We start from the raw sequence: 17,886 nt of genomic DNA, 5'->3' as shown, positions 1-17,886 counted from the left end.
TTGCATCACCTGAATTCTCTTGCATTGTCATCACTTATTTGGATGGCATAGTGGTTGCTAGCCCCCTCCGCGGATGCAGATGCACTCATCGCATGCATGAGTGCGTACGGGCGTGACGGCCCGTTCTCAGTACGACAAACTTTCCTCAGGGGACTTATGAATCGGAACATCTTTAGCCTTGTCTTCAGCAAGGCGTTGAACATGCTGATCGTTGCGCCGGAGATCGCCAAGGGCGCACATAAGTCTTCCGGGCGCAAGTCCTCCCGCGCGGCAGGCACGCAAGCCGTCACGCCTAGGCTCATGTTTGCTCTGGCGCCGCGAGCATTGACCGCAACATTGGCGGTTGCCGGTATCTCTGTGGCGCATGCACAGACGGCCACCATCACCAACCCGGGTTTTGAAACCGGCGACTTGACCGGCTGGACGGCCGGTGGTGGAACGGGCACGCAGTCCTCTTCCGCCTATAGTTCGAACGGCGTGGGTGTGTCCGTCGTCACCGGCATGACTTCGTTCGATTCCTCAGCTGCTGGCCCAAGTCCTGGACAACACTCATGGACGGTCAATCCGTACGGAACCGACATGGCCTCACTGCAGGCTGATTCTTCGGCGTCAGGCAACAGTTTTGCGAACAATGCTGCGAGTGCCTTGGGCCTATCCACTGCCAGCGTACAAGCGATAAATACCGAGCTCGGCGCCAGCGATAACAATGCCCAGACCACCGATGCGGCGTGGATCACGCAGACCCTCACCCTTACCGCGGGTGAGTCATTCACTATGGCCTGGCAATACATCTCCACTGACTACACTCCTTACAACGACGGCTCGATCACCTCGCTGGTAAACACGTCTGACCCCAGCGATCTGGCCACAATCAACAACCAGACCGCCCAATACGCTCTGCTGGGTGCGACGAATCCCGGTACGGGTGACTATTCCACCAACAGCTACGGCGCTACCGGTTGGGAAATCGCCACTTACACCGTGAATGAGACCGGTACGTACGTGCTCGGCTTTGCGTCCTTCAATCTGAGCGACACATACAATAGCCCCATCCTTTTTGTTGATCAGGCGCCAGGTACGACCTACGACGAAGGCGTGCCGTTCAATCCGATCACCCCCAATCCTGGCTCTGGTGCGCCTACGACACCGACCACCACCAACATCAACGCGACCGACGACGCGGCGGGTCTCGCTGCCGATCCTGCCACCCTGTCGCCGGTGTTCGACGGCGGTACGTTGGTGCTTGATGGCACCGACCTGACGCCCTACAACTTCACGATCACCGGCAACAACGGCACGGTGGATCTGGCCGGGCAGAGCGCGACCATTTCCAATCCGATTGCCGACGACACGACGGGCACACCGGGCAGTCTCACGATTGCCAACAGCGGTTCCGGTGGTGCGTTGACGCTCTCGGGTGCCAATACCTATACCGGCAGCACGACCATCAATAGCGGTGCGACGCTCAATCTCTCGGACGCAGGTTCGATCGCGTCGTCTTCCGGTCTCACCAACAACGGCACGTTCGACATCAGCACTGCCAGCCAGGATGAAACGATTATTTCGTTGGCGGGCACCAACAGCGGGGCCGTCGTCAACCTGGGCAGCAACAACCTGGATCTTTTCAGCGCCAACGATACGTACGCCGGCACCATCCAGGGCTCCGGTGGGCTGAACGTGCAGGGCGGTATCGAGACGCTCACCGGTGCCAATGCCTACACTGGCGCGACCAGTATCGCCAACGATGCCACCCTGGCGCTGACCGGCAACGGTTCGATCAGCACTTCGTCCGGCGTAATCGACAACGGCACTTTCGATATCAGCGGCGCAAACGGCGCACAAACGGTCGCACAACTCGCCGGTAGCGGCAGCGTTAACCTGGGTAACAACACTCTGACAGTGGGCGGTGGAGCGTTTAGCGGCAGTATCGAAGGTAGTGGTGGCCTCACGGTTGGTAGTGCGGATGAAGTCTTGTCCGGCATCAATACATACACTGGAGCCACCATCATTGACGGGGGCTGGACACTATCGGTGAGCGGCAACGGCAGCATCGCCGATTCAAGCGGTGTCGACACCAACGGCTTTTTCTCTATCAATGGTGCAAGCGGGGCTCAGTCAATCAAGACATTGAGTGGCGGCGGCATTGTGGTCTTGGGCAACAACAGTCTGACGCTGACCGATGCCAGCGGCACGTTCAGTGGCAACATCGGCTACACCGCCGGCAGCGGTGGCTTGACGGTAGGCGGTGGCGGTGGCACGGAAACCCTGTCCGGCGCCAACACCTACACCGGGGCCACCACCATCGATAGTGGCGCCACCCTCGCACTGGCCGGCAACGGCAGCATCGCCTCCTCCGGCGGCGTGACTGACAACGGTACGTTCGACATCAGCGGCGCCAGCCAGGATGAAACGATCACTTCGTTGGCGGGCACTAACAGCGGTGCCGTGGTCAATTTGGGCAGCAACAACCTGGATCTTTCCAGCACCAGCGGTACGTACGCCGGTACCATCGAGGGCTCCGGTGGGCTGAACGTGCAGGGCGGTACCGAAACGCTCACCGGCGCCAACACCTACACTGGCGCGACCAGTATCGCCAACGGTGCCACCCTGGCGCTGAGCGGCACTGGCAGCAGCATCACCACGTCGAGCGGTGTCATCGACAATGGCGTGCTGGACATCAGCAACGGCGGCCGCAACGAAAGCATCGCCAATCTGTCGGGCAGCGGTGAGGTCAATCTCGGCAAATGGGCGGTGTTCATCACCAATGGCAACGGCAGCAACTTCTCCGGCAGCATGTACGGTGAGGCCAGCCTGCTTATAGAGAAGGGTGCTCAAGAACTAAGCGGCACCAACACCTTTAACGCTGAAACGCTCATCGAGAGCGGCGCGACGCTGGCGCTCACTGGCAGCGGCTCCATCAGCGACTCGGGTTATGTCGAGGCCAACGGCACGTTCGACATCAGCAATGCCAGCGGCAACGAATCCATCAATTCTCTGTCGGGCTCGGGTACGGTCAACCTCGGCGGCCGCGGGCTGATCATTACCGACGGCGGCGACAACAATGGCAACGATGCCGGTGGCCAGAACAATTTCTCCGGCACCATCAGCGGCACCGGTGGCGTGGAAATATCAGGCGGTACCCAAGAACTAAGCGGTACCAACACCTACTCGGGTGCTACGACCATCGATAGCGGCGCGACACTGGAGCTCGGCGGTCAACTCTCTGATAGCGCAGTGTCCCCAGGCGTAGTCGATAACGGCACGTTCGACATCAGCAGCGCCAGCGGCTCGGAAAGCATCAGCACGCTGCAGGGGAGCGGCTCGGTGGTGCTGGGCAATAACACGCTCGTGCTTACCAATGCCGGCGGCAACACGTTTGCGGGCATCATCTCGGGCAACGGTGTGTTCGAGCTCGGCTATGGCCAGGAAACGCTGAGCGGCGCCAACACCTACACCGGCGGCACCGATATCCAGGGCGGCCAGTTGATCGTCAGCGCGGATGACAATCTGGGCGCTGCCAGCGGCACGCTGACGTTCGGCAACTCGGAACTGGAAACCACCGCGAGCTTCACCAGCACGCGCAACATCGTCACCGAGAGTGTGTCTAACTTCGACCCCGATACCGGCACCACGTTCACGGATACGAATGGCACCATCACCGGCGAGGGGGATCTCAACCAGACCGGCGGCGGTACCCTGGTCCTGGGCGCGGTAGACACCACGGGCAATGTCAACGTCAACGCAGGCGTCCTGCAGATAGCAGGAACAAGCACCTACACCGGCGCCACCAGCATCGCCAACGGCGCCACGCTGGCACTGAACGGCGACGGCAGCATCGCCGATTCGAGCGGCGTGACGGACGACGGCACGTTCGATATCAGCGGTGCGAATGGTGCGGAGTCAATCACCGGACTGTCCGGCAGCGGCACGGTGAATCTGGGCAGCAACGGCCTGACCTTCACCAACGCCAGCGTCGATAATTTCAGCGGCACGATCAACGGCAACGGCGGCGTGACGATCAGCGGCGGCACCGAGGAATTGTCGGGCGTCAACACCTATACCGGTGGCACCACGCTCACCAATGGTGGCGACCTGATGGTGAGCAGCGACGCGAACCTTGGCGATGCCAGCGGCGCGTTGACCTTCAACGGCGGCGAGCTGGAGAACACGGCCTCGTTCACCAGCACGCGCGACATCACCACGACCGGCAGCGCCAACTTCAACACCGATGCCGGCACCACGCTGACGGATACCGCCGGCAGCATCACCGGCAGCGGATCGATCGACAAGTACGGCGCGGGCACCCTGGTGCTGGGCAGCGACAATGCCAGCGGCGGCGAGAATGTCTACGCGGGTACGCTGGAGTTGACGGGCGCCAGCACCGACACCGGCTTGAGCACCATCGCCAACGGCGCGACGCTGGCGCTGACCGGCGGCGGATCGATCGCCGATGCCACGGACGTCATCGACAACGGCACGTTCGACATCAGCGGCGCGAATGGCGCGCAGTCGATCGTCGGACTGTCCGGCACCGGCACCGTCAACCTGGGTGGCAACGGCCTGACGTTCACCAACGCCAACGACAACTTCAGCGGCACGATCGGTGGCAGTGGCGGTGTGACGATGAGTGGCGGCATGCAAGTGCTGTCCGGCAGCAACACCTACACCGGCGGCACCACGTTCGACGGCGGCGACCTGGTGGTGAGCAGCGACGCGAACCTGGGCGATGCCAGCGGCGCATTGACCTTCAACGGCGGCGAGCTGGAGAACACGGCTTCGTTTACCAGCACGCGCAACATCACCACGACCGGCAGCGCCAACTTCAACACCGATACCGGCACCACGCTGACGGATACCGCCGGCAGCATCACCGGCACCGGATCGATCGACAAATACGGCGCGGGCACCCTGGTGCTGGGCAGCGACAATGCCAGCGGCGGCGAGAACGTCTACGCGGGCACGCTGGAGTTGACCGGCGCCAGCACCGACACCGGCGCCATCACCATCGCCAACGGCGCGACGCTGGCGCTGAGCGGCAACGGCAGCATCGCCGATTCGAGCGGCGTGACGGACAACGGCACGTTCGACATCAGCGGCGCCAATGGTACGCAGTCGATCACCGCCTTGAGTGGTGGCGGCACGGTGGCGTTGGGCGGCAACGGCCTGACGCTGACCGATGCCAGTGGCACGTTCAGCGGCAGCATCGGCGGCAGCGGCGGTGTGACGGTAGGCGGAGGCTACGAAACACTGACCGGCAATAACAGCTACACCGGCGTCACCACCATCGACAGCGGCGCTACGTTGGTTGTGGCTTCGGCCAATACCTTGAGCGGCACCAGCAGCATCGTCAATGACGGCACGCTGGGTTACGAAATTTCCGGTCTGGTGACGCAATCGACGGGTACCAGCGGTTCGGGTGGTTTGGCGGTCATCGGCAGCGGGACGTTGTCGCTGACGAGCGTCAATACCTATACAGGTGCGACGATTATTGGCAGCGGCGCCACGCTGGCACTGAACGGCGACGGCAGCATCGCCGATTCGAGCGGCGTGACGGACGACGGCACGTTCGATATCAGCGGTGCGAATGGTGCGGAGTCAATCACCGGACTGTCCGGCAGCGGCACGGTGAATCTGGGCAGCAACGGCCTGACCTTCACCAACGCCAGCGTCGATAATTTCAGCGGCACGATCAACGGCAACGGCGGCGTGACGATCAGCGGCGGCACCGAGGAATTGTCGGGCGTCAACACCTATACCGGTGGCACCACGCTCACCAATGGTGGCGACCTGATGGTGAGCAGCGACGCGAACCTTGGCGATGCCAGCGGCGCGTTGACCTTCAACGGCGGCGAGCTGGAGAACACGGCCTCGTTCACCAGCACGCGCGACATCACCACGACCGGCAGCGCCAACTTCAACACCGATGCCGGCACCACGCTGACGGATACCGCCGGCAGCATCACCGGCAGCGGATCGATCGACAAGTACGGCGCGGGCACCCTGGTGCTGGGCAGCGACAATGCCAGCGGCGGCGAGAATGTCTACGCGGGTACGCTGGAGTTGACGGGCGCCAGCACCGACACCGGCTTGAGCACCATCGCCAACGGCGCGACGCTGGCGCTGACCGGCGGCGGATCGATCGCCGATGCCACGGACGTCATCGACAACGGCACGTTCGACATCAGCGGCGCGAATGGCGCGCAGTCGATCGTCGGACTGTCCGGCACCGGCACCGTCAACCTGGGTGGCAACGGCCTGACGTTCACCAACGCCAACGACAACTTCAGCGGCACGATCGGTGGCAGTGGCGGTGTGACGATGAGTGGCGGCATGCAAGTGCTGTCCGGCAGCAACACCTACACCGGCGGCACCACGTTCGACGGCGGCGACCTGGTGGTGAGCAGCGACGCGAACCTGGGCGATGCCAGCGGCGCATTGACCTTCAACGGCGGCGAGCTGGAGAACACGGCTTCGTTTACCAGCACGCGCAACATCACCACGACCGGCAGCGCCAACTTCAACACCGATACCGGCACCACGCTGACGGATACCGCCGGCAGCATCACCGGCACCGGATCGATCGACAAATACGGCGCGGGCACCCTGGTGCTGGGCAGCGACAATGCCAGCGGCGGCGAGAACGTCTACGCGGGCACGCTGGAGTTGACCGGCGCCAGCACCGACACCGGCGCCATCACCATCGCCAACGGCGCGACGCTGGCGCTGAGCGGCAACGGCAGCATCGCCGATTCGAGCGGCGTGACGGACAACGGCACGTTCGACATCAGCGGCGCCAATGGTACGCAGTCGATCACCGCCTTGAGTGGTGGCGGCACGGTGGCGTTGGGCGGCAACGGCCTGACGCTGACCGATGCCAGTGGCACGTTCAGCGGCAGCATCGGCGGCAGCGGCGGTGTGACGGTAGGCGGAGGCTACGAAACACTGACCGGCAATAACAGCTACACCGGCGTCACCACCATCGACAGCGGCGCTACGTTGGCGGTGAGCGGCAACGGTTCGATCAGCGCTTCGTCCGGCGTTGCCGACAACGGCACGTTCGATGTCAGTGGTGCGAACGGTGCACAGTCGATCACCACCTTGAGTGGCAGCGGTACCGTCAATCTGGGTAGCAACGGCCTGACGCTGACCGACGCCAGTGGCACGTTCAGCGGCAGCATCGGCGGTAGCGGCGGTGTGACGGTAAGCAGTGGCACGGAGACCCTGTCTGGTGCCAACACGTACACCGGCGCCACCAGCGTCACCAGCGGTGCGACGCTGGCGGTGAGCGGCAACGGTAGCATCGCCGATTCGAGCGGCGTGACGGACGACGGCACGTTCGACATCAGCGGCGCCAACGGTGCACAGTCGATCACCACCTTGAGTGGCAGCGGTACCGTTAATCTGGGTAGCAACGGCCTGACGCTGACCGACGCCAGTGGCACGTTCAGCGGCAGCATCGGCGGTAGCGGCGGCGTGACGGTAAGCCGTGGCACGGAGACCCTGTCTGGTGCCAACACGTACACCGGCGCCACCAGCGTCGCCAGCGGTGCGACGCTGGCGGTGAGCGGCAACGGTAGCATCGTCGATTCGAGCGGTGTCGCTGACAACGGCACGTTCGACATCAGCGGCGCCAACGGTGCGCAGTCGATCACCACTCTGAGTGGCAGCGGTACCGTCAACTTGGGCAACAACGATCTGACGTTGACCGACGCCAGTGGCACGTTCAGCGGCAGCATCGGCGGTAACGGCGGCCTTACGTTGGACGGTGGCATCGAAACCCTGACCGGCAATGACAGCTACACCGGTGTCACCACGATCGACAGCGGCGCCACGCTGATTCTGGCTTCGGCCAATACCTTGAGCGGTACCAGCAGCATCGTCAATGACGGCACGCTGGGCTACGAAACTTCCGGTGTGGTGACGCAATCGACGGGTACCAGCGGGTCGGGTGGTTTGGCGGTTGCGGGTACCGGGACACTGTCGCTGACGAGCGTCAATACCTATACAGGTGCGACGGCGATCGACACCGGCGCGACGTTGGCACTGAACGGCAACGGCAGCATCGCCGATTCGAGCGGCGTGACGGACAACGGCACGTTCGACATCAGCGGCGCCAATGCTGCGGAGTCGATTACCACCTTGAGCGGCAGCGGTACGGTGACGTTGGGCAACAATGGCCTGACCCTGACTAACGCGAGTGGGGCGTTCAGCGGCAACATTGGCGGCAGCGGCGGCGTGACGGTAAGCGGCGGCACGGAGACCTTGTCCGGCGCCAATGCGTACACCGGCGCCACCAGCATCGATAGCGGTGCCACGCTGGCGGTGAGCGGCAACGGCAGCATCGCCGATTCGAGCGACGTCATCGACAACGGTACGTTCGACATCAGCGGTGCGAATGGTTCGCAGTCGATCACGGGTATCTCCGGTGCGGGTACGGTCGATTTGGGCAGCAATGGCCTCACGTTGACCAACGCCAACGACGAAGCGTTCAGCGGCACGATCGCCGGCAACGGCGGCGTGACGATGAGTGGTGGCGTCGAAGAGCTCTCGGACACCAACACTTACACCGGAGGCACGACGCTCAACGGCGGCACCTTGATGGTGAACAGCGACGCGAACCTGGGCGATGCCTCCGGTGCACTGAACTTCAACGGCGGCGCGCTGGAAAGCACGGCGACGTTCACCAGTACGCGTAACATCACCACGAGCGGCGGTGGGGCGAACTTCAACACCGATGCCGGCACGACGCTGACCGACACCGCCGGCACGATCACCGGTACGGGCCCGATCAACAAGGAAGGCACTGGCACTCTGGTCCTGGGTGCCGATAACTCCACCGGCGGACTGAACGCGGGTGCCGGCACGTTGCAGCTCACGGGCGTCAGCACCGACACCGGCGCGACCGACATCTACGCCGGCGCCACACTGGCGATTACGGGCAACGGTTCGGATGCCAGCGCGTCGAGCATCAACAACGACGGCACGTTCGATATCAGTGGCGCCAACGGTGCGCAATCGATCGTCGGCATCACCGGCACCGGCACAGTGAACCTGGGCAACGACGGTCTGACGCTGACCAACGCCAACGATCTCTACAGCGGTACGATCGCCGGCAACGGTGGCGTGACGATGGGTGGCGGCGTGGAAGAATTGGCCGGCGCCAATACCTACCTGGGCGGCACGACGCTCAACGGCGGCACCTTGATGGTGGGCAGCGATGCGAACCTGGGTGATGCTTCCGGTGCGCTGACCTTCAACGGTGGCACACTGGCAAGCACGGCCACGTTCACCAGCACGCGCAACATCACCGTGAGCGACGGCGGGGCGTACTTCGATGTCGCTGATGGCACGACGCTGACCGACACCGCCGGCACGATCACCGGCACCGGCTCGATCAACAAGGAAGACACCGGCACCCTGGTCCTGGGTAGCGATAACGCGACCGGCGGCGAGAATGTCTATGCAGGTACACTGCAGCTGACCGGTGTCAGCACCGACACGGGCGTTACCGGTATCGCCGGCGGTGCGACCCTGGCGTTGACCGGCAACGGTTCGATGGCGGACGCGTCCGACGTGATCAACGACGGCACGTTGGACATCAGCGGCGCCAACGGTGCGCAGTCGATCGTCGGCATCACCGGCACCGGCACGGTGAACCTGGGCAACAACGGCCTGACGCTGACCAACGCCAACGATCTCTACAGCGGCACGATCGTCGGCAACGGCGGCGTGACGATGAGTGGTGGCGTGGAAGAACTGGCCGGCACCAATACCTACTTGGGCGGCACCACCTTCAACGGCGGCACCTTGGCGGTGAGCAGCGATGCGAACCTGGGCGATGCCAATGGCGCACTCAACTTCAATGGCGGCGCGCTGGAGAGCACGGCGACGTTCACCAGCACGCGTAACATCACCACGAGCGGTGGTGGGGCGAACTTCGATGTTGATGACGGCACGACGCTGACTGACACGGTCGGCACGATCACCGGCAGCGGCCCGATCAACAAGGAAGGCGCGGGTACGCTGGTGCTGGGCGCGGACACCGCCACCGGCGGCGTGAACGTCGGCGCAGGTACGTTGCAGCTCACGGGCGTCAGCACCGACACCGGTGCGACCGACATCTACGCCGGCGCCACGCTGGCGATTACGGGCAACGGTTCGGATGCCAGCGCGTCGAGCATCAACAACGACGGTACTTTCGATATCAGTGGTGCGAACACCTCGCAGTCGATCACCAATCTGGCCGGCAATGGCACGGTGGCGTTGGGCAATAACGGCCTGACGCTGACCAATGCCAGCGGCATCTACAGCGGCACGATCGGCGGCAACGGCGGGGTGACGCTGAGCAGTGGTGCAGAAGAGCTGTCCGGCACCAATACCTACCTGGGCGGCACCACCTTCAACGGCGGCACCTTGGTGGTGAGCAGCGATGCGAACCTGGGCGATGCCGGCGGTGCACTGAACTTCAATGGTGGCGCGCTGGAAAGCACGGCGACGTTCACCAGCACGCGTAACATCACCACGAGCGGCGGCGGGGCGAACTTCGATGTTGATGCCAGCACGACGCTGACCGACACCGCCGGCACGATCACCGGTACGGGCCCGATCAACAAGGAAGGCACGGGTACGCTGGTGCTGGGCGCGGACACCACCACCGGCGGCGTGAACGTCGGCGCGGGCACGTTGCAGCTCACCGGCGTCAGCACCGACACCGGCGCGACCGACATCTACGCTGGCGCCACGCTGGCGGTCACCGGCAACGGTTCGGATGCCAGTGCGTCGAGCATCAACAACAGCGGCACGTTCGACATCAGTGGCGCCAACGGGGCACAGTCGATCGGCAGCCTGACCGGCAACGGTGCGGTGAACCTGGGCAACAACGGTTTGACGCTGACCAACGCCAACGGCAATTTCAGCGGCACCATCGGCGGCAACGGCGGCGTCAGCATGAATGGCGGTACCGAAGTGCTGAGCGGTACCAACACGTACGCTGGCGGCACCACGCTGAACGGCGGCAACCTGGTGGTGAGCAGCGATGCGAACCTCGGTGCGACCGGCGCACCGATCACGTTCAACGGTGGTACCTTGACCGCCACGCAGTCGATGAACACGTCGCGCAACCTGGTCATTGATGACGGTGGCGCAAACTTCAACACGCTCACTGGCGTGACCGTGCAGGACAGCGGCGCCATCAGCGGTACGGGTGGCCTGGTGAAGTCGGGCGATGGCACGCTGATCGTCAGCGGCGACAACACGTTCTCGGGCGGTACGTTGATCGACGGCGGCGTGGTGCAGATCGACACTGGCTCCTCGCTCGGTACCGGTACCATTCTGTTGAACGGCGGCACGCTGCAGACCACGGCAAGCCTGAATAACAACCAGAACGTGGTGGCGAGCGGTAATGCCGGCATCAACGTCGACGCGGGCACCACCACCTTGATGGCCGGCACCATCCAGCAAACCGCTGGCAGCGGCTGCTTCGTCAAGGGTGGTGCAGGTACGTTGAATTTTACCGGCGCCGAAGTGCTGTCGGGCGGTACCTGTGTGCAGGAAGGCATGCTGCGTGCGAACGGCGACCTGGTCAGCAATGTGACGGTGGATGCGCCAGGCGAGCTGCGTGGTATCGGCCTGATCGAAGGCCCCATCAACGTGAGCGGACGTCTGGCACCGGGCAATTCGCCGGGTACGTTGACGGTAACGGGCACGGTCACCATGCAGGCCGGCAGCACCTACGAAGAAGACATCGATGGACTGGGCACCGGCACCGGTGCGGGCAACTATTCGCGCCTGGTCATCACTGGCGCCAACAGCCAATTCGTGGCCAACGGTACGCTCACGCCGCTGCTGCGCGGCATCACCGGCAATGCGTCCAACACCTATACACCGCAGATCGGCGACGTGTATCAGATCGTCATGGCGCAAGGCGGCATCGTTGGCCAGTTCAACGCGCTGACGCAGCCCACTGGCCTGGCGCCGGACACCCGGATGGTGGCGTTCTACAACGTCGACAACAACCACAGCATCGAGCTGGGCGTGGTGCCGGACTCCTATGCGGATCTGATCGCTCATTCCGGTGCCAACCGCAATGCGTTGAGCGTCGCCGGCGCGCTGGACAATGCGCTCAATCTGCAGGCCGACGGCATCGCAAGCGCGGGCCAGAGTCAGTTGCTGTATGCGCTGGCGGGCGCCAAAGCCGACCAGCTCGGCGGCGTGCTGACCAATCTGTCCGGCGAACTCTATGCGGACGAAGCGGCGGCTGGCCGCGCGGCCGGTCTGGCGATGCAGAGCGACGCGATGGGCCACCTGACCACCGACGACAGCGATGTCGCCGGCGGGCAGGATGGGCATCTTGCCTGGGTGAACGTCACACACGATGGCAACCGCTGGAGCGGCGATGCGCAGGCTTCCGGCTTCCAGACCGGTACCAACCAGACCACGGCGGGCGTGGATCTCTACGCCAGCAACGGCACCGTGCTGGGTATCGCCGCTTCCAATCACGACACTGACGTCGACGCTGGTCTTGCACAAGGATCGATCCGCGGCAACGACGGCATGATCTACGGTCAGCAGGCCGTGGGCTCGGTGCTGGTGGATGACATGGTGGCGCTTGGCCGCGATACCTGGATCACCCGTCGTCCGGACCCCGCCGGGGTGGCCGGAAATCTCTACAGCCGGAGCGGCGGCAGCAACACCATGGCGAATGTGACAGTGCGCATGCCGATGAACCTGGGTGACACGCGGATCGAACCGTATGCCAGTGTGACGTGGCAGAAGATCGATCGCGGTGCCATGAACGAAATGGACAATTCGCCGGCGAGCTTGCAGGTATCGAGTTTTTCGGCGAACGGAACGCGCGCGATGCTGGGCGTGAACATGGGTTCGAAGCAGCAAGACCCGTTGTTGAGCGACGCCACCTATCGCGTGAGCGCCGCGGTGGGCGAGGACAGCCGCGGCCTGTTGTCGCCGGCAGTGCAGGCCACGTTGCAGGGGGCTTCGTTCGAAACCCAGGCGCCCGATATCGGTCGTGGCTTCGTGCAGCTCCAGGCGAACGGCACGCTTCGCCTGACCCATGCCACCTATCTTTACGGTGGCCTGACCGATGAGCTGGGCACGCAGCGCTCGGCTTACGGTGTCACGGCCGGCGTGCGCGTGGCGTTCTGACGGAAGGTTACGCCTTGGCACGGTGTTTGCTGAAGGCTTACTGCGCCCATGCGAGGCTACCTACAACGGTAGTCGCGCTTGGTGTTCGCATGGTACTCCTCTTGTAAGCCCCAATCGCCGTGATGGCGCCCATCCCACAGCCCTAGGAAGCACAGATGGAATGAGCCCCTCTTCGGAGGGGTTTTTTTGTTCAAGCATTGGAGAAATTGATGCATATGTAGCGTGCGCATGCGATGCCACAACGCTCTCTGCATCATGGCGACGTCGCGATCATTGGGATGATGGTCCTGAAGTCGGTACGTGTCGTCGTCACCCGTCAGTTTATTTCACGGCGCGGGCGACTTGTGGTCAATCTGTGACGCAAGTCCGATCAAAGGTTGATTTCTGCGGACTACATCAACTTGATCTTCTTGTATTGCCATCGCTTATTCGGTCGGCACGATGGTTGCTGGCCCCCTCTGCGGATGTAGATGTGCTCATCGCGTGCATGGGTGCATGTGACGGCCCGTTCTCAGTACGACAAGCCTTCCTCAGGGAACTTATGAATCGGAACATCTTCAGCCTTGTGTTAAGCAATGCGTTGAACATGCTGGTCTTTGCTCTTGAAATCGCCAAGGGTGTACGCAAGTCCTCAGGATGCAAGTCTTCTCGCACGCCCTCCGCACAAGCCACCACGCCTAGGCTCATGTTCGCACTGGCGCCGCGGGCATTGACCGCAACGCTAGTGCCTGGCGGCATCTCCGTGGTACATGCACAGACAGCCATCATCACCAATGGGGGTTTTGAAACCGGAGATTTGACCGGTTGGACGGCCGGTGGTGGAACAGGTACACAGTCCTCTTCTCAATACAATGCGAACGGCGGCGTGGATGTATCCGTCGTCACCGGCATGACATCGTTCGACTCCCAATGGAACATGCCTACTGGAGCGGGCGCCATGCTAACAAGAGAGCCCCTGATTCTGGGCTGCTTCTGAGTCGTACTCGCCAGAGCGAGACGGGTGCCAGAGGACGAGCAGCATTTTCCAGCTGATGGGATGCGGATGTCGTTACCGGTGGGACCGGATCTCCCCTGCAAGATGAGTGTTGTATGAGATGGGTAGTGATGGCGTGAAACTTGCTGCAGCAAGTGCTGCACGATCAATAGACACTGCAGAGCAGCCTGCAAAACAGGGTTTCTCAACAACCTGTTAATTCAGCATGATCCCGTCGCTCGATGGCATGAATGTCACCTATTAATGAATACAGATTTACCGCTTTCGCTTATCGGTCCGATCATTTCGATGATCTTCGGGGTCTCTTTTTTCATCGTATGCTGCCATATATCCGAAAGTCGCCGATATCTTTGGCTAGTGGCTCTCGCATTCTTTGGGTTCGGCTTGGCGGCAACCTTGCAGGTTCTTCTCATTCCCCAAGATATTGGCAAAAACATTATCTTGTCTGCCGCGTTGTACACTCTTGGCGCGCAGAGTTTATGCGAAGGATTATTGCAAAGATCTGGACAAAGGTTGGGGTCTTTTACACATATCCTGACAGCTGGTTTTATTATGGTGGTGATCTATATTTTTTACTATATCGATCGCTCGTTAATTGTTCGTATTTTCATTCTGAATTTCGGATTTGGCGCACTCTTTCTTATGGTTGCCATAAGACTTAGGAGTCTGCGCCATGGTCGATCCATCGATCGCCTGGTTTGGTGGGTAGTGCTGGTATTTTCGCTTCACTTCTTTCCTCGTACGTTAGTTACCGTAAAGCTCCACGCATCGACCAGGGCGGCATTTGCCCAATCCCCTTACTGGATTACGTTCCAGGTAACCATGGCGCTGTTCGTAGCTATTCTCGCATTTGTGCTGCTGACTGCGGCATTGGTTGATGTCATCGATGCCCTGAAGGTAGATCGCGATCACGATGCGCTAACCGATCTACTCAATCGCAGAGGGTTCGAACGACAAGCAAAGGAATTGTTGCATCAGAACGCCGGTGACGATTCGATCAATTTGGTTGTATGCGACATCGATCATTTCAAGGCGATCAACGACCGGTATGGCCATCCGGTGGGTGATAGTATTTTGAAGGAATTTGCCAGATTGCTGCAGAATTCGTTGCGCTCCATCGATATCGTTGGACGCATTGGTGGTGAGGAATTTGTTGCGTTGCTGCCAGACTGCGACAAAGAGGCAGTGTTCTTCCTGGTTGAAAGATTGCGTCGACAACTGCAAAAAAAGCGCTATCAATATCTTCCGGCCGATCACGAAGTCACCGCAAGCTTTGGAGTTGCCGGGCGCCTGCTCAAAGAGGGTTTGTGGGACTGGTTTGCCCGAGCCGACATCGCACTCTATTCTGCTAAAACAAGCGGCAGGAACCGTGTCTTTTTGCATGACCGCGTGGCGGGGATTCTTGATCGAACGCCTGAGCACCATGAGTAGACGCCTCGTGGCAGGCTGTTGAGAAGCGACGCTTCGCTCACTGATCGATAGCTTTCATTGATCATGCGGCGGCCATCTGATAGCTGCCAACTTCCGTAGAGATTAGGCGCGGCTTCTCGAGTTGGTCACCTGGGACATCAAGGGGCGAGGCCGCCGAAGAGTCCATGTCGACACTGCCGGTTGTAGAACACTTCGCTTAGCGCTGGACCACCCTAGGGAAGGCTGGGTTTCGCACTTCCCGCAGTGTTTGCCAAAGCTGCAGTCTGGAGTTGCCGATGCCGGATCGGACGGGCATGGGTGTACTCATCGGGTCCGCGCGGTCCATCGCGGACCCGGCGTAAGCTTCCCGTCAAGTAGACACTTCAAAAATAGAACCGCTGGCGACTTGTTGGCGGTACTCGGCGGGCGACGTCCCCCAGTAAGGCGGTTTGGAGTTCAATCCCCCATCCGAAGGAGATTGGACGTGAGAAGCGACCAGACCATCGGCTTCCTGCGTGAGACGGAAATCGGCATGCTGGTGAAGAAGGTGTGCCGGCAGTACGGTTTCGGCGAGGGCCTCCTACTACCTGTGGCGCAGCAAGTTCGGCGGCATGAGCGTGCCAGATGCCAGGCGACCGAAGGAGCTGGAGACCGAGCGCGTGATTGAAGAAGCCGCTGCCCGAGCAGGTGCTTGAGAATGAGGCGCCTTGTGGAAAAAGTGGTGAGCGCGCCGGCTCGGCGCGAGCTGGTGCGACAGATGGTCGGTAAGCCGCGCCGACAGGTTCCACGTCGTCGGAAGCATCGGGAAGCGCACGAGATCACCCCGTAATGCGGCGGGCTCAGCGCTCGCAGGCCTCGTTGAGGTCGAGCATGCGTTCAGCAATCTCGTGCTTGCATTTAGGGGGCGATGGACCTCATTCAGCTTTGCGTGCCAGGATCTTTCGGGGGCAAGTCAAGCCAAAATATTGTGCCAAAGCTCCGTAGTGAGACCTGCGTCACATTTCAAGACATCCTAAAATGGCCTTTTTAGTCGGGAATTCGCTTCCATCGTTGCAAATCTGTTGAGTCCGATATCAAATTATCGACCATGACAGGCATGCTGCGCACATTCATTGGAACGAATTGACGCTTATGATCGGCGTCGGTGATTGAGGCGTTTGATTCCCCAGCCCATCCGCGCGTCCCGCGCAGTGATGCTGAACCGGGATCGAAAGGCTCTCTGGAATTGACGATCGTTGGAAAAGCCGTACCGACGTGCCGTTTCGGAAATGCTCAACATGGGCTGTTGGCAGATGTCACGCAGTGCGGCATCGAGACGCTTATCGCGAATGAAATGCTGAACTCCACCGAATTCAGCGAAAAAGCGATAAAGCTTGGGACGGGAAATGCCGAATTTCGTGATGATCAGGCAGGTATCCAGATCAGGATGAACCAGATGCTCATCGATGTACTCCAGAATATTCTGCCTTAAAACATCTTGAGACTCGCTCGTCACCTTTGACGACGAACTATCTATCAAGCATTGCGTCATTAGATCTACCCCCAAGTGCATGGCTTGAGGGGCTTCATCGAAATCTCCATTGCGTAGTAGTTCGGCGCATCGCATGAGGTGCTCTCCAAGCATGCGAGCCACCAGGAAACCCTTGGAAATCGTGCGTCCATGGACTGATCGAACTATGTTGTGCAGATACGATCGGGGAATAAGGAAGTGGATGCATTCGCAATCCTCAACCCACAATTCGCAATTCATGGATAGATCGATGATGAAAATATCCCCACTCGATAGATCGGCAGTTTTGTGGCCGAAGTCCGCACGAATGGCGCCTTTCATGATGTATTGAATCGATGTGAAACTGCTGACGTTACTTCGCTCGACGACGAATTCATCGCGAATATAATGCGCTGGACTCGATTTGGTTGTGGCAATCATGAGGTCGCCGGCGGCGTAGCTGGCGACCTCCGACTTCACGGGGTATTTGTCAAAAAAGAACACATCGAAAAATGCGTAAAGCTGCTTTCGGTATGCTTTTGCTTTTAACTTCGGTTCGATGAGTGATACTGAGGATGTGGGTGGATAGAAGCCCTCACTCATGCTTTTTTTTCCTCCAGTCGAATAGCCATTAATGGCTGGCTATGATGCACCGGCAAGAACGGTGCCATCCGACTTGGCGAGGTAATGGGTCAGCTAGACCAAGCTCCTAGCAGGCTGTCGAGAAACCTCAGCGCGCCGCCGCGGTCATAGACGCTCTCAATCACTGACCGCCTGATCCGATGCGCAGCCCCGACGTCCAGCAGCTTGGCATGTTTTCGTATGTATCGGT

At 60.9% G+C, this 17,886-nt stretch carries 4 protein-coding genes and 2 pseudogenes; 5 read left to right on the top strand and 1 reads right to left on the bottom strand.

Annotated elements, in window-relative coordinates; translation table 11 throughout:
- Positions 1-96: 96 nt before the first annotated feature.
- The 5 genes and pseudogenes from ABQJ54_RS18920 to ABQJ54_RS18900 all read left to right on the top strand — a co-directional run.
- A pseudogene (locus tag ABQJ54_RS18920) lies at positions 97-285 on the top strand (ESPR-type extended signal peptide-containing protein); the annotation flags it as partial.
- A 360-nt stretch (positions 286-645) separates the two neighbouring features.
- On the top strand, positions 646-13,161 hold the full coding sequence (locus ABQJ54_RS18915; protein WP_367855896.1) for an autotransporter-associated beta strand repeat-containing protein: 12,516 nt from the start codon (positions 646-648) through the stop codon (positions 13,159-13,161).
- Between the two features lie 541 nt (positions 13,162-13,702).
- Positions 13,703-14,137, top strand: coding sequence for an ESPR-type extended signal peptide-containing protein (locus ABQJ54_RS18910; RefSeq protein WP_367855888.1), 435 nt, complete (start codon positions 13,703-13,705; stop codon positions 14,135-14,137).
- A gap of 261 nt (positions 14,138-14,398) precedes the next feature.
- Positions 14,399-15,586 carry a GGDEF domain-containing protein gene (locus ABQJ54_RS18905; RefSeq protein WP_367855887.1) on the top strand — a complete coding sequence of 396 codons (1,188 nt, stop codon included), beginning with the start codon at positions 14,399-14,401 and terminating at the stop codon, positions 15,584-15,586.
- 511 nt (positions 15,587-16,097) lie between these two features.
- A pseudogene (locus ABQJ54_RS18900) lies at positions 16,098-16,328 on the top strand (transposase); the annotation flags it as partial.
- A 366-nt stretch (positions 16,329-16,694) separates the two neighbouring features.
- Here ABQJ54_RS18900 and ABQJ54_RS18895 read toward each other — a convergent pair.
- The gene (locus ABQJ54_RS18895; RefSeq protein WP_367855886.1) at positions 16,695-17,657 is read right to left on the bottom strand and encodes a helix-turn-helix domain-containing protein; all 963 of its coding nucleotides are present in this window, start codon (positions 17,655-17,657) and stop codon (positions 16,695-16,697) included.
- Positions 17,658-17,886 lie beyond the last annotated feature (229 nt).

The organism is Rhodanobacter lycopersici (genome assembly GCF_040812335.1).
Classification (GTDB): Bacteria; Pseudomonadota; Gammaproteobacteria; order Xanthomonadales; family Rhodanobacteraceae; genus Rhodanobacter_A; species Rhodanobacter_A lycopersici.
This window is presented reverse-complemented; position numbering and strand designations above follow the sequence as displayed.

Coding starts and splice junctions, on each gene's coding strand:
- ABQJ54_RS18910 (WP_367855888.1), top strand. CDS start 13,703: ATGAATCGGAACATCTTCAGCCTTGTGTTAAGCAATGCGTTGAACATG.
- ABQJ54_RS18905 (WP_367855887.1), top strand. CDS start 14,399: ATGAATACAGATTTACCGCTTTCGCTTATCGGTCCGATCATTTCGATG.
- ABQJ54_RS18895 (WP_367855886.1), bottom strand. CDS start 17,657: ATGAGTGAGGGCTTCTATCCACCCACATCCTCAGTATCACTCATCGAA.